The sequence below is a fragment of the Chitinophaga sp. YR573 genome (assembly GCF_900110995.1).
Classification (GTDB): Bacteria; Bacteroidota; Bacteroidia; order Chitinophagales; family Chitinophagaceae; genus Chitinophaga.
Window position 1 is genome coordinate 528,023 of the sequence record NZ_FOJF01000001.1, and the last position, 15,597, is coordinate 543,619.

11 protein-coding genes are annotated in these 15,597 nt (G+C 44.2%); 5 read left to right on the top strand and 6 right to left on the bottom strand.

The features are described from left to right. Positions 1–74 precede the first annotated feature (74 nt). The 5 genes from BMW86_RS02320 to BMW86_RS02335 all read right to left on the bottom strand — a co-directional run bounded on the left by BMW86_RS02320 (position 75) and on the right by BMW86_RS02335 (position 6,190). A complete protein-coding gene (locus BMW86_RS02320) occupies positions 75–722 on the bottom strand; it encodes a hypothetical protein (RefSeq protein ID WP_143056457.1) in 648 nt (215 codons plus the stop codon). A 10-nt stretch (positions 723–732) separates the two neighbouring features. Continuing rightward, positions 733–1,806, bottom strand: coding sequence for a hypothetical protein (locus tag BMW86_RS02325; RefSeq protein ID WP_143056458.1), 1,074 nt, complete (start codon positions 1,804–1,806; stop codon positions 733–735). Between the two features lie 2 nt (positions 1,807–1,808). Further along, positions 1,809–2,657 (bottom strand): class I SAM-dependent methyltransferase, encoded by an 849-nt coding sequence (locus BMW86_RS32970; RefSeq protein ID WP_218149099.1) that lies wholly within the window; start codon positions 2,655–2,657, stop codon positions 1,809–1,811. 5 nt (positions 2,658–2,662) lie between these two features. Further along, complete coding sequence (locus tag BMW86_RS02330) at positions 2,663–4,375, bottom strand: FAD-binding protein (protein WP_218149100.1); 1,713 nt, start codon at positions 4,373–4,375, stop codon at positions 2,663–2,665. 138 nt (positions 4,376–4,513) lie between these two features. Beyond that, a complete protein-coding gene (locus BMW86_RS02335; protein ID WP_089778590.1) occupies positions 4,514–6,190 on the bottom strand; it encodes a chloride channel protein in 1,677 nt (558 codons plus the stop codon). Positions 6,191–6,282: 92 nt separating this feature from the next. Between BMW86_RS02335 and BMW86_RS02340 the strand changes: the two genes are divergently transcribed. Beyond that, positions 6,283–6,957, top strand: a complete 675-nt coding sequence (locus BMW86_RS02340; RefSeq protein ID WP_089778592.1) for a Crp/Fnr family transcriptional regulator — start codon at positions 6,283–6,285, stop codon at positions 6,955–6,957. Between the two features lie 2 nt (positions 6,958–6,959). Here BMW86_RS02340 and BMW86_RS02345 read toward each other — a convergent pair whose 3' ends face one another. After that, positions 6,960–9,371 (bottom strand): ABC transporter permease, encoded by a 2,412-nt coding sequence (locus BMW86_RS02345; protein ID WP_089778594.1) that lies wholly within the window; start codon positions 9,369–9,371, stop codon positions 6,960–6,962. Between the two features lie 171 nt (positions 9,372–9,542). On the opposite strand from BMW86_RS02345, the gene BMW86_RS02350 reads away from it, so the two are divergent. Genes BMW86_RS02350 through BMW86_RS02365 form a run of 4 tightly spaced genes read left to right on the top strand, consistent with a single transcriptional unit; the run spans position 9,543 to position 15,597 of the window. After that, the gene (locus BMW86_RS02350; protein WP_089783524.1) at positions 9,543–10,835 is read left to right on the top strand and encodes an SWIM zinc finger family protein; all 1,293 of its coding nucleotides are present in this window, start codon (positions 9,543–9,545) and stop codon (positions 10,833–10,835) included. 4 nt (positions 10,836–10,839) lie between these two features. Continuing rightward, the gene (locus BMW86_RS02355; protein WP_089778596.1) at positions 10,840–12,312 is read left to right on the top strand and encodes a DUF5691 domain-containing protein; all 1,473 of its coding nucleotides are present in this window, start codon (positions 10,840–10,842) and stop codon (positions 12,310–12,312) included. A 10-nt stretch (positions 12,313–12,322) separates the two neighbouring features. Beyond that, positions 12,323–13,402 carry an ATP-binding protein gene (locus BMW86_RS02360; protein WP_089778598.1) on the top strand — a complete coding sequence of 360 codons (1,080 nt, stop codon included), beginning with the start codon at positions 12,323–12,325 and terminating at the stop codon, positions 13,400–13,402. After that, positions 13,402–15,597: a DUF5682 family protein gene (locus tag BMW86_RS02365; RefSeq protein WP_089778600.1), complete on the top strand. Its 2,196-nt coding sequence runs from the start codon at positions 13,402–13,404 to the stop codon at positions 15,595–15,597. Before BMW86_RS02360 ends, BMW86_RS02365 begins: the two co-directional genes overlap by 1 nt.

The following is a 15,597-nucleotide window of genomic DNA, read 5'->3' on the forward strand; positions in this document are numbered from 1 at the left end:
TTTATAATGGTGTTTCGCACCATTATAAAAAAGAGAAGGGTTTTTGCAGGGCTTCGCCCTGCACCCAAATGAGTTTATTTCTGCTGAATCTGCAAACCGGTGAAGTCCCCGTCAGAACCATTACCCACCCATAAACCTACCTTCCCTGAGGTACGCTGGTTTAATTTGGTCACTGTTAAGCTAGGTTCCGTATTACGGTTCACATATACCATTACCTGTGGATACTCTACTACTATCTTTACATGAAACCAGTCATCAGGCCCCGGGGCCGGGTTAACCGCCTGCTCATATTTACCTGGATACTTATTCCTTAATACCTCCCAGGGGAAATCCGGATGGGATACATACTGTACAGCATGGCTTTTCTTCACCGCATCCTTAGACTGAAAATTAAAAGGCCGGAAATAAACAGCGTCCAGCACCTTTTGACTCTTCACATGAAAAGCCACTCCTAAAAAACTCTGCTGGGAAACATCCCTCCCCTTCAGATCAATCTCAATAATCCCATTGGAAAAATCCAGCCCCTCTATCCATGCTACACCATCCCCATTGGCTTCAGAAAGATGCACACAACTCCTGCCACCGGAATTCCTTGCCGTCAGCTCACGATTAAACACTTTAATCTTATCATTCTTTGCCAGCTCTTCCAGGTACAATCTCTTTACCTGACCGCTCACACTCACTGTAATAAAAAGCAAAGCTATAAGCGTAACTATTTTCATATTATGGTTTTTAAAAATCAAATACATGTTCAACATGGATATTCCCGGCATCAAGCTGTTTCAATAATTTGCTTAATCCGGTTACAGGCACCGCCAACGCCACCCGCTTCTGCGAAGGCTTAGACGCTATCACCTGTGTAAAGACAATCTGAGCACCTGCAAATGTTGCAGTATCTGCAGAAGGTACCAGCACAGTCAATAGAATCGCTGAATTATTCCCTGCCACTTCTTTAAAATTACAACCACTCTGAGCCAATATATCAGCAGCCCTGCTAAAGCCATCATACCTTGGTACATACACCAGTACAGCACTGTCCCCAAACGCTTTTGCCCCCTTTAACGAAACACATCTTGAATCCAGTACCACCCCTGTAGTCAGCAACGCTTCCTCATACACGGTCTTGGTACCCAGCCCTATCAGCTTACCATAAGCTGCCTTCACCAGCAACTCGGAAGTAAGAATGTACTTCCGCTCTATCTTCCTCAGAAAATGATCTCCGAAAAAAGAAGTACCCCATAACTCATGTAAACGACTGCCAAAATCAAAAGCATACCAGGGGGTATCCTTGATGAAATCAACATACTCCTGTGTAAACTTTGCATTGAACCTGTCCTCTTCTGTAATAACCTCATGGGTATCTGTTATCCGGCCTATCACCGTCTCATACCAGGCTTTAATGGAATACTCCACAGAAGCACTGCTCCCTATCACCCATATCATAAAATGATATCCCTTATTAACAGGAAAATTATCTTTGATCTGATCATTCACGATATGATAACTCTCCCAGATCTGTGCAGTATGACTCATAAAAGGAAAACTACTGGCAGTATACTGCTTAAAGTAATTCGCCTGTTCTTCCGGACTAAACACCAGATACCATTCCGGAAAAGTAAGGAAAGTCTGATCCGCCGGACGCACATCGTTCACAGGTGTTAACGGATGCTGATTTACAGTCAGCCATTCCTTTTTTATCACTAACCCTTTCCCGGCAGCAACAGTTGTAGGCATTCTCTTCTTAAAAAAGAAAATGCATGCTGCTATTACCACCGTACAAAGTGTCATTATCCTCAGTCGCTTCATAATTACAATTTTGTAAACGAAACCAACGTATTATCCGAAGGATCTCTCTCCTGTAAAATCCTGCTACCGGAATCTTTAAATCCATAAGAGCTGATGATCTTACTCCATTCATCTATAGATTTAAAAGATTTAAATTCTGATTGATCCGTCTCCCAGGTTACTTTCAATCCGAGATTAAACACAGTGTGTACCAGCGATACAAACGTTGCCATCTCAGGAGTCTTCACATCATGATCACGCATGATAAATAAGCCACCCTTGCGTAATACACGTTTAACAGATTGAATATACCCATCCAGTAAATCGTGCGGACAATGATGTAATCCAATATGACAGGTAACCAGGTCTACACTTTCATCAGGGATCTGAGTAGCACTGATAGGCTGGTAATCCAGTGGGAAAAATGTACCTATTTTTGCAATCTGTCCTCTCTCCATAATATCCGCCAGTGAATAATCTGTTACAATATCATTGGTCAGATAAACAGGCCCGCTCAGTGAAATATGTTTCCTCAGTTCACTGATATATCTGCCGGTAGAACCGATCTCCAGGTAACCATTTATCTTTGTCTTATCTCCCAGCAACTGCAATACCTGCCTGGCCATTTCCTTCTTCTGCTTCTTCAGTGCAGGTAAGGCATACGTCAGTTCAGACAGAAATGTTTTTATCTTAGGCAAACCAGCCTGCACTGTCTTATAAATCTCTTCATCATTACTCTTTTCTTTAGAAACAGTAGCAATCAGATGATGGAATTTATCTTCAGGATATAAATGAAAGATCACCTGTAAAAACCGGTAAAAATCATCACTCCATTTGGTATCTGAGTAAACAGCTTTGAATTCGGAATTCATATGGTTTATTTTTTTTGATAGTAAGTATCCCAAAGTATATTTCTGAATTTAAAACCGGGATCCAGTTTAGCTTTCAGGTCAAATAATTTCTTAGCATCAGGATAGGCAAGATGAAATTGCGCTGTAGTAGCATGTGCCTGATAAGGCAGATAATAAGCGCCGTTAAACGCGATAGCCGCATTAATCAGCTCCCTTGTCCATACCCCTACTTTCCCCTTCTCCACCTCATTCGTATACTGCTTATACCACACCACAAATGCAAATACTTCTTCCCTTGCCCAGGCCATCATAGACCCACTGTCAGCCGCTGCATGACGAACAGATACATTCAGCGTATTCACATTATGCCTGATAAAAATCTCCGCCATCAGATCAGAGAAAGCATCAAAATGACGTACAGGGATAAAGTATTCCTGCAACACATAAGTACTCTCTGCTCTGGATGCAGGCTCTAATTCAGCCACATCATACCCGGCTTCATAATTCCGCCAGTGAATCTTTTTACTGAGATATAAAATAGGATCGATAATATATTCCCTGCGCCACTTTCCGAATTTGCTTTTACTAAACGCACTGATAAAATATCTTTCAATAGGATAAGCAGCAGACAAAGGCATCAAACGGGTTTTCACTGTAGGCTTCTCCGTTGTTTTCATCCAGCTGACCGCTCTTGCATTTTTATAATAAGGCGGATAGAGATCACCGTTATGAAAAACAACATCTTTATTATCCCGTATATGCTCAATGAAGAAATCTTTATATTGACTCCTTCTCATTTTCTTAAACGCTCTTTTCACCGCTACATTCTCTTCCAGCTCCAGTTCAACAGTAGCTATCACAGCCACCGCATTATAACAACCCACACAGGCAAAGAACAACTCCGGTTTTTCTGTAGCAGAGGTTTTCACCAGTTGTCCATCAGCTAAAATTACTTCCAGGGATTTTACTGATAAGATCAATGCCCCTAATCCAATATACCTGCCATGACAATTCACACTCAATGATCCCCCCACCGTAAAATTGGCGTAGGTCTGCATGATCTTCACACTCAGGTTATGCGGATCTACATACTGCTGTATATCACACCAGCGTATCCCCGCCTCTACTTTAATGGTCTTGTCCTGTGCCGAAAATGCGATAATCCTGTTCAGCTTCCGCATATCTATATGCGTACAACCGGGACTGGCAGTTTGCCCTCCCATGCTAAACCGGCCACCGCCAATAGCAATAGCGCCGGAAGTATCTTTAATAATACTTCCCAGCTCCTCAATACTGGCTGGAATAACAACCTTTGCAACGGTGATGGGGTTGAGTTGGGTCACATCATTCACAATCGTCTCTACCTGCGGATTCTTAAAATAATCCGGGGCAGAACCAGGTACTACCCCATAACGGTTAGGCAGTACACTTCCTTTCTTAAAACCCAGTAAAAAGATAAGGATCAAAGGCCCGGCAACAGGGATCAGGATCAGCCATAACCAATGGCCGGATCTGTTGCTGTCATGTAATCTTTTGATGGCAGTTGCCAGTAAAGACCAGCCTAAAATGGGGTAAATGGCCCAGGTAGCGCTATAGCCTGCTACAAATTCAAGAAGGTTGAAAAGGATGTAAAACGACGTCCAGATGAATACAGATACAGTCCAGTAGGTCAGTCTGTTAATCCTCCCCCTTCCTGTAAAGAGTAAATAGCTTACAGGTAGTTTATTCTTAAATACCATTCAACAATAAAATATAGTTGAAGGTAATATTTCTTTTTTAATGAATCTGTTAAAATAAGTATACTAGTTGCTTAGATTGGTCTATTTTGATCAAAGAGTAATTTTTTTGTGATGGCGCTTCGCACCATCACAAAAAAATTAAAGGGGTTTTGCAGGGTTCCGCCCTGCACCCAAAAAATTCTTCCCTTTCACAATCAGTTTATACCCACTTCTCTTCACTGATATGGCACGCTGATAATCTTCGTTCGCTCTGTGTTTTTTTCCATAGGCAGCAAGTACCAGCTTTGCTGTTAATACACCTACTACTTTACCATCATCTACCACCGGTAAATAATCGGTATTATACTTATCCATCACGGCAATCGCTACACTCAGCTTACTGTCCGGATGCACATAGGCTTCCGGTACTCCTTCCACGCTAATCGTCTTATCCATGGCATCTTCTGCATTTATTCCCTGCAATACATCAGGTCCATATACATCCGGAGTAGCTACTCCACGCCTTTGTATCTTCTCCGTCATAATACTGCTCTTCATCAGAAAGAAAGAAACAAAATAAGAGGCTGTACAGGCACCCAGTAAAGGTAATAAGCCATGCGGCTGCATTGTCGTCTCAAAAGCAAATACGATGGCTGTTAACAAAGCCCTGGCAGCACCTGCAAACATAGCCGCCATACCTATCAATGCACAGGTAGGAAGGTTAATATCACTATGAGGAAAAAGGGTTAATACCAACATACCTAAACCTACACCTGTTGCTCCACCGATAGTCAGTAAGGGGGCCAGTGTACCACCCGAAGTACCACTACCTAAAGAAACAGACCAGGAAATAAACTTCAGCACACATAACCCTAACACTATCTGAAGAGATAAATTCCCACTCAGCAAAGAAGAAATATTACTGTACCCTACTCCTAATGTATAAGGCGCGAAATACCCGGTAACACCCACTGCTACAGCACCAATGGCCGGCCACCACATCCAGTGAAAAGGCAGATGCTCGAACAGGTCTTCAATAAAATAAATGCTTTTAGAAATAAACGCAGCTATCACACCAATAACCACTCCCAGCAAAACATACCACAACATAGCCTCTGAACCCGCAGCCGGAATAACCGGCATCGCAAAAACAGGGGCCGTACCAAACAATATAAAATGCATGGCGGTACCTGTCGCACAGGCCAGCGCCACCGGAATAATGGACCTTGGAGAAAACTCAAACAACAACAATTCTATCGCTAACAATACCGCTGCTATTGGTGTTCCAAAAATAGCCGCCATACCAGCCGTTGCCCCTGCGGTGAGCATAATCTTCCTTTCATTGGGCGTAATATGCATGATCTGCCCGGCCAGAGATCCCAATGCCCCACCTGTGGCGATAATAGGCCCTTCTGCACCAAACGGACCACCAGTCCCTATCGCAAAGGCGGCTGACAAAGGCTTCAGCCAGGTAATGATCGGCTTGATCTTACTGTCATTCGTCAACACCTGCTCCATCGCTTCCGGAATACCATGCCCGCGGATAGCTGCGGAACCCAGTCTGGCCATCACTCCTACTATCAAACCACCTATCACCGGTACTATAATCACAAATAACCCCAGCGTATTATGGACAGGACTCGCTTCCTCAAAAGAAAACTTCCCGTAAAAAGATAAATTAGTGATCAGGTTGATTAAAGCCACCAGTCCTTTGGCCACAAACCCGATCACAATCGCATTTACAATAGCCTGCAAACTCAAAAACAACACTCTTTTTGAAACAACCGGAGACGGTTCTATATTAATATCCAGCGACGGCGCAATTGGAACTGACATAAATAACTATTTTTCACAAAAGTATTACATAAACAATACTTTTCAGCAATAATTTTATAAATTTGTACTATTAAACATTGCACAAACAATATATGACGCATAGCCATGGCGATTGTTTTTTATGCCGGTACAGCCTGCCGGAGTGGTTTACCGCCATTAATACGAACGCTAAACTGCTGACCATCAAGAAAGGACAACTGATCTTTAAAGAAGGAGATCCTGTTACTGGTTTCTATTTCCTGCACACAGGTAAAGTAAAAGTGCATAAACAATGGGGAGCAGATAAAGATCTTATCGTAAAATTCGCCGCTGCAGGAGATGTACTCGGTCACAGGGCACTGGCTGCCAATCAGCACTATCCTGTTTCCGCCACTGCACTGGAAAATGTAACAGCCTGTTTCGTTACGCCGGAATTTCTCAGAACTACCTTAAAAGTAAATAACGAACTTACTTACCAGCTCATGCTCTATTATGCCAATGACTTACAGGAAGCAGAAAGAGGGATGCGTAATATGGTACACATGGATGTAAAAAGCCGCATAGCAGAAGCTATCCTTAAAATAGCAGCGATCTTCGGTTTAAATGATAAAGGTGAAATAAACAGCACCTTAACGCGCCAGGATATCGCTTCCTATGCGGGCACCACCTACGAAACACTCTTCAAATTAACCAATGAACTCATCACACAAAAGATCCTGGATGTTTCCGGAAAAAACATCAGGATCTTAGATGAAGAAAAGTTGAGAGGGTTAATAAAAAACGGATGATCTTATTCAGATTTCAAACTCCTTACGGGGTTAGCCAGCGCTGCTTTGATCGTCTGGAAACTAACAGTGATCAGTGTGATAGCAATAGCGCAGCATGCAGCCATCGCAAACACCCACCAGCTGATATTAATCCGGTAAGCAAAATCTTCTAACCAGCGGTTCATAATAAACCATGCCAGCGGAGAACCTATAATCAATGCAATACCTACGAGTTTTAAAAAGTCTTTGGATAATAACGTTACAATACCCGTGATAGATGAACCCAGTACTTTACGAATGCCTATTTCTTTAGTACGCTGCTCTGCCGCATAAGTTACCAGTCCGAATAATCCCAGGCAGGCAATCAGGATAGCAAAAAATGCAAAGGATAAAAACAGCTTACCTGTACGTTGTTCCGCATTATACAGGCGGTTAAAATCATCATCCAGGAAGGAATATATAAAAGGCTGACCAGCCATCTTATCCATTCCATGATAAGCCTTTTCAATCTGCGGAATAACAGAAGATATCTTATCAGCAGTAATCCTCAATGCCATACGGTCTCTTGTGTCCCTTAACGTAAACACTACCGGCGGGATCTTACTTCTCAAAGATCCTGCATTAAAATCCTTTACCACTCCTATCACATTCAATGCATTACCGCCATAATATAATACCTTATTTAAAGGATCTTTGGTAAAGCCCAGCAGACGGGCTGCCGTTTCATTAATGATAACCGTCTGCGAATCCGTAGACAGCTTCGGAGAAAAATTCCTCCCCTGCGCCAGCTCCATGCCCAGTGTTGGTATATAATCCGCATCTACATTCCATTGCGTTAAGCCTAACACCTGTCCTTCGCTCCGGGCTGCATCTTTGGAAAATATCCCGGTACTGAAACTGGTAGTAGTAGGCATAGATCCTGCCATCGTAACAGCTTCCACTCCGGGTATATGTGAAATCTCCTCTTTAAATGTCTGTGCATGAATCCACAAAGAGGCTGTATTTCCTAACACCAGTACCTGTTCTCTTTTATAACCCAGCTTTTTATTCCTGATATAATTCAACTGGCTATAAATCACCAGTGTACCTACTATCAGGATAACCGCTGTGGCAAACTGGAATACTACTAAACTATTTCTTAACCATCCTCCCTTAAAACCTGTAGCAATCTTTCCTTTTAATACCTTCACCGGTTCAAAGGAAGAGAGGAAAAATGCTGGATAACTGCCAGCCAGTAAGCCCACCACTATAGCCGTCAATACCAGGGATACCAACATCCAGTTCGCTGCAAAAATGTCTAGCATCAATTGCTTTCCGGATAATTCATTCAGAAAAGGCAATAAGACAGCAGCCATCAGAATGGCTAGTACCAATGCTATGAAACTCGTTAATACAGATTCTACAAGAAACTGTGAGATAAGGTTTGAACGTTGAGAACCCAATACTTTACGTACCCCTACTTCCTTAGACCTGCCGGCAGAACGGGCAGTAGAAAGGTTCATGAAATTAACACAGGCAATCAGTAATATGATGATGGCAATCACGATAAAACTATATACATACTGGATATTGCCGGAAGGCTCTACTTCACTGGTCAGCGTAGAGAATAAATGGATTTTTGTTACAGGGATCACATTATAACCAAAATGACCACCTTTCTTTTCTAAATCACTAATATTGCTACCTGTCATTTTCAGCAGCGACGGTTCCATGTATTTTTTTGTTACCTGCTTCAGATAGTTATTCAGCATAGCTTCATCTGTACCGGGCTTTGCCAGAATGTAAGTAGTAAAATTATCAGACATCCAGTTGGCATCCCGACTTTCATCATTACCTGCCATGGCCTTGATAAAACTCAGATGTACATGCGAACTGGCAGGCATATCTTTCATCACACCGGAAATCGTATAGGTATTGGTATTATCTACCAATAATGTTTTGCCTAAAGCATCAGTGGTATTAAAGTATTTTTTTGCCATACTTTCCGATATCACCATCGTATTAGCCAGCGTCAGTGCTGTTTTGGGATTACCGGTAATGAGTGGTAATGTGAATACATCAAACAGTGTGGAATCTGCAAAGGCAGCATTATGCTCTACCAGTGTCTGCTCTCCTTTCTTTACCAGCATATCCCCAAAATCTATCATACGCACGAAGTTCTCTACCTGCGGATAATCATTCACCAGCGTAGTGCCCAGTTGCGCCGGGGACACCCTTTCTTTAAAAGCGCTCCCGTTCACCAGGAAATCTGCATTCACCCGGTAAATGCGATCTGCTTTCTCATTATATTTATCATAACCCAGTTCATCCGTCACAAATAAAGTGATCAGTAAACAGATAGCTAACCCGATGGCAAGACCCAATATATTAATAGCAGAAAAAACCTTATTATTCCAAAGATTCCTGAAAGCGATCTTAAAGTAGTTTTTGAACATACGCCCTTAAATTAATAATTCCTGATTCCCCAAGAAAGTGCCAGTTTATATTGATTTAATTATCAGCACCTTATAATAAGGTGTAATATTGTAAATGTCCGCTTTTGATACGTCAGGTGTTCACTTTTGGAATTTTGTATTACTTTAAAAGGCAAATTAAAAAATCATCCTTTGCAACTGACAGAAGAACAAGTAATGGCACTGGCGCCTGACGATGCATCCCGCAAAGCAGGCAGGGAATTAAGCAGTCCTTCAAAATGGGTGACCAAAGGCGCCAACGAACAAGCTCTCTGGGGCGAATGCCAGGGTAGCGGCAGTAAACCTTACCGTACCCAGGTAGATCTGGCCGGAATGGCCTTTAAATGCAGTTGCCCCAGCCGCAAATTCCCCTGTAAACATGGTATCGGCTTACTGATACTCTTTGCCCGGAATGCCGCTGATTTTACTACTACCGAAGCGCCGGACTGGGTAAGTGAATGGATCTCCAAAAGAGAAACAAAAAATACAGCTACAGATAAAAAAACGCCTGTCAATGAAGCAGCTCAGGCCAAAAGGCAACACGCCCGTGAACAGAGTGTAGAAGACGGACTGTCCGAATTACTCCTCTGGATCAAAGACATCGTACGTAACGGCATTGTAGGCATCCCGGAAAAAGACAGTTCCTTTTTTACCGATATGGCCCGGCGTATGGTAGATGCCAAAGCACCCGGACTAGCCACTCTTGTTAAAAACGCAGGTAACCTCAGCTTTTACAAAGAAGGCTGGCAAAATGAGTTCACCGATCTGTTGGCACGCATGTACCTGCTGATTGCCGGTTATACGAATAAACCAGCTGCTTTAACAGACGATCTGCGCAGCAATATAGGATTTACCCAAAGTCAGGAAGAACTGCGGGAAAAGCCCGGTATTAAAGATACCTGGCTGGTGCTGAGCAAACAAACCGAAACAGAAGATTCGCTCACGGTAGAACGTAACTGGCTATACGGTACCGCTACTAAACAATATGCGCTCGTACTACAGTTCAGTGTTATGGCTCAGAGCATGGTGCTCAACTTCGCTCCGGGAATGTTGCTGGATGCAGAACTGGTATTCTACCCCTCTGCACAACCTTTACGTGCGCTCATCAAAAGTCAGTCGGCGGCCGCAGTCGTACCACCCATCTCCGGCCTTAGCGGCTGGCAACAGGTAGCCGAACTGGAAACCGCTTACAACAGTGCGCTGCCGTTCAGCTCACCCCGACCTTTCCTGCTGCAGCAAATCACACCCTTGCGATATGAAGGCCGCTGGTGGCTGTCTGATAGCAGCAACAGAGTCGTACAGGTAAAGGAAGACTTCCGCGAGATGTACAAACTACTGTCCATCAGCGGAGGCAACCCCCTGAACCTGGCCGTACTGGGCAACGAAAATTGTTATGAACCCCTGGGCATCTTAACAGAAACCCATTACATTTCCCTGTCAAACTAATTTTATGCAGTTCTGGGACAATATCATTCAAACCGCCATGCTGGGTACCAAAAGAAAACAGGTCACAGCAGACGAACTGCCGGGAGTACTGTCAAATGCTGTAACAGTGATTACCGGTAATACGAACATCGATAAAGAAGAACAATTCTTACAGATAGTCAGCCTGGCATTTAACTACCGTCAGAGCGGGGTGCAACCTTTACACAAAGAAGTGGTCATTCCGCAAGCTCCGGCAGAAGAAAAGCCTTACTGTGTGCCAAAGGCTTCCCAGGTATTAAAAGATATTCTGGATGAAGATGCTAACAGCTTACTTCAGCTCTGGCTGCAGTTATGCTCCCGCAAAGGGCAACTAATACTACCATACCTGTTGCCGGCTTTACTGGATAAAGCGACCCAGCAAAAGAAATTGCGTACGCTGGTAGAAGATTGTATGGGCAAACGCGGGGAATGGTTATGCACATTTAACGAGTCCTGGAACTTTACCGCTGCCGAAACAGAAGAAGACCACTGGTTAACCGGTAAACCGGAACAACGGAAAGAAGTACTGGAACAACTCCGTACTACCAACCCTGCCCTTGCCCGGCAATGGATCCAGGAAACCTGGGCACAGGAGAATGCCAACAGCAAAGCAGAATTGCTGAAAGCATTCAATGTAAATCCCGAAGCCAAAGATGTGGAATGGCTGGAAAGTATTATAACAGAGAAAAGCCAGAAAGTAAAAGACGAAACCCTGAACATACTTCGTCAGATCCCATCTTCTTCTATCATACAACACTACTGGCAATTAGTACAGGAATCTGTTAAATTGAAAAAAGAAAGTGCCTTCCTGGGATTAACTTCCAAAAACGTATTAACCATCCAGGTACCTGAAGGTATCAACGAAGTGGGCATAGAAAAAATCAGTAATCAGAAAGAGTTTACTGATGAAGAGTTTATTCTCTACCAGTTAGTAGGATATATTCCGCCACATTTCTGGGAAGAATACCTTCAATCCTCCCCGGCAGAGATCTTACAGTTGTTTGGCCGTCATAAAACATCCGCAAAGCTGATCCCTGCCATCGTAATAGCTACCGGAAGATTTAAAGACCTGACATGGGCGCCTTTATTTACTGCGGATAAAGAAAGGCATTACGTAAGCCTGTTGCCGTTATTATCTGACACAGAAAGAGATGCTTATCTGCTGAGTAATTTCGAGCAGATGATAGACATGGTGATTCCTTTCCTTACACAGGAGAATACCCGTGAATGGACACTACCTATTGCCAGGGCAGTCATTAAACATACTGCCGCCAACTCTTATCAGTATAACCGTAGCTTTTACAACCGGTATATTCATTTTATCCCGGTAGAGATAGCTGCAGAACTGGATAACTTTTTGCCAACAGAAGCATACCAGCAACATACCTGGCGTGCCAATGCAGACTATATCCGGAAATTGCTGCAATTAAAACAAAGAACCACACAATCCTTTTCATAAAACAAACAATATGTCCCAGGTTTTACGCGGTCATGCGGAACAGTTATACGCACAGGAATTGGAAGAGCTTAAAAAGCAGGATAGCAGTAAACTGCCTGCCAACTGGAAATTAACGCCACAGTCTGTGGTGACTTACCTTGTAGGTGGTAAGCTGAAAAACGGCTTTGAAGTAACACCCAAATACATCGGTAACCGGCGCTTAATGGAAATTGCAGTGGCTACCCTCACTACAGACAGGGCGCTGTTATTATACGGCTTACCTGGTACCGCCAAAAGCTGGGTGAGTGAACACCTGGCTGCTGCGATCAGTGGTGACAGTACCATGATCATACAGGGAACTGCCGGTACCAGTGAAGAGTCTATCCGTTATGGCTGGAACTATGCACGCTTACTGGCAGAAGGCCCCAGTGCCAATGCCGTAGTGGAAACGCCTGTAATGCGTGCCATGAAAGAAGGCAAGATCGTTCGTATCGAAGAGCTGACACGTATCGGTGCGGATGTACAGGATACACTCATCACTATTCTCTCCGAGAAAATGCTGCCTATCCCTGAACTCAATACAGAAGTACAGGCGGTGCGTGGCTTCAATGTGATCGCTACTGCCAACAACCGCGATAAAGGTGTGAACGATTTATCCAGCGCGTTGAAACGTCGTTTCAACACGGTTATTCTTCCTGTACCGGATAGTATAGATGAAGAGATTGATATTGTTCGCCGTCGTGTGGAGAGTTTTGAAAAGATCATGGAAGTTCCTGCCGAAGCACCTGCGTTAGGTGAGATCCGCCGTATTGTAACCATCATGCGCGAATTACGCAATGGGGTGACTACAGATGGCAAAACCAAACTGAAAGTTCCTTCCGGTACGCTCAGCACTGCTGAAGCAATATCCGTAGTGAACAGCGGACTTGCAATGGCAGGTTATTTCGGAGATGGCCGTTTAACAGCAGAAGACATGGCTGCAGGTATTATCGGTGCTGTGATAAAAGATCCTGTACAGGATAAAATTGTATGGATGGAATACCTGGAAACCGTAGTAAAAACAAGAGAGGACTGGAAAGATATTTACAGAGCCTGTAGAAATATGATGTAATGATTCATACACTAGGCATACGTCACCATGGGCCGGGCAGCGCCAGGAATGTAAAAGAATTCCTGGAAACCACAAGACCCGACATTGTGCTTGTGGAAGGTCCGCCGGAAGCAGATGCAATATTGCAATGGAGTAATAACACAGAGCTACAGCCACCTGTAGCTATTCTCTTATACCAGGTAGATAACCTGCATCATTCTGTCTTTTATCCTTTTGCTGCCTTCTCTCCCGAATGGCAGGCTATCCAGTATGCATATGAACATAATGTTCCGGTGCGCTTCATGGATATGCCGATGACACATGTGTTTGCATTAAGGAATATTGAGCGGGAGAAACCGGAAGAACCCTCTTTCAGAGCAGATCCTGTAAGCTGGCTGGCAAGGGCCGACGGGTACTCCGACACCGATAAATGGTGGGAAAAGATGTTCGAACAGCGTACTTCCAATGAACAGGTGTTCGAAGCAGTGAGTGAAGCAATTCACGCCGTTAGAGAATTAGCCCCCCCAGACAAAGACCCTAACGAACCTTTGAGAGAAGCCTGGATGAGAAAGATCATCCGCCAGGCGCAAAAGGAAATGTACACCGAAATAGCAGTGATCTGTGGTGCCTGGCATGTGCCGGCCCTCACGACCATGCCTTCCCAGAAAGAAGACAACGACCTGCTGAAAGGGCTCCCTAAAGTGAAAGTGGAATGTACCTGGATTCCCTGGACCTACGAACGCCTCAGCTTTTACAGCGGCTATGGCGCAGGTATTGAAAGCCCCGGCTGGTACGACCATCTCTGGGAATTTCCCCAGGACGATGGTACCCGCTGGATGGCCAAAGTAGCCCAGCTATTCCGCAGCAAAGACATGGATACTTCTGTAGCCCATATCATAGAAGCGGTGCGTCTGGCACAAAGCCTGGCTGCCCTGAGGGAACAGCCAAGGGCCGGACTGGAAGAACTCAATGAAGCTACGCTCAGTGTACTCTGCAACGGAGAATCAGTACTCATGCAACTGATCCACGATCAGTTGATAGTGGGCAATAAAATAGGCAGTGTTCCTTTTGATATTCCTAAGCCACCGTTACAATCAGATATAGAAAGATTACAGAAGAAATTGCGCCTGCCCGCTACGGCAGACTGGAAAGATTATGTTCTCGATCTAAGAAAGGAAAACGATCTGGAAAGGAGTATCTTTTTACATCGTTTACAATTACTGCAACTCCCCTGGGCAGAGAAAACAGATATCAGCGGCAAAGGGACCTTCAAAGAACAATGGCGCTTACAATGGGACCCGGCCTTTATCATAGAAATCATCGACAAAGGTGTATACGGCAACACGGTGGAAACAGCGGCGAATGCCTATGTAAAACACCTGGCTACCGACGCGGCCTCTCTACAAGTACTATGCGAGCTACTGGAGAACGCGTTACCAGCTGAATTACCACAGGCAGTAGAAACACTGATCCGGCAGGTAAGTAACCAGTCTGCTGCAACAGGAGATGTGATCCAGCTGATGGAAGTCATTCCGCCTTTAGTCACTATCAGTCGCTATGGCAACGTGCGTAAAACAGATGCTGCTCTGGTATCTGGTATTATAACAGGGATGATTACACGTATCTGTATCAGTCTGCCCGGTGCCTGCACCGGTATTGCAGATGAAGCAGCACAAAAACTGCTGCAGTTGTTCCTGCAAATGAACAACGCAGTGAACATCCTGCAGGAACCCGATATCACCACGCAATGGCAACAAACGCTGCATGTGATTGCCGCTGCGAATAATACCAGTCCTGTTATAGCCGGGTACAGCACCCGTTTACTCGCTGACTATAAACTATTCACCAGTGAACAACTGATACAGGCATTCTACAGCGCTATGTCAGCAGCGGTATCACCTGGTATTGCAGCAGCGTGGCTGGAAGGTTTCTTAAAAGGCAGTGGTACATTACTGCTGATAGATCCTGATCTGTGGCGCGTAGTGAACAACTGGGTACACCAGCTGCAGGAAGATGTTTTTATCCAGGTACTTCCTTTATTACGCCGCACATTCGCCAGTTTCACTGCTGCTGAAAGAAGAAAACTGGGAGAGAAAGTGAAACAGGGAGATAGCGGTACACAAACATCACAGACAGCATACGCCATTGCAGAAGAAAGAGGTGCCAAAGGCGTCCCTGTCATTATGCAGTTATTAGGTTATAACAACAACATTTAA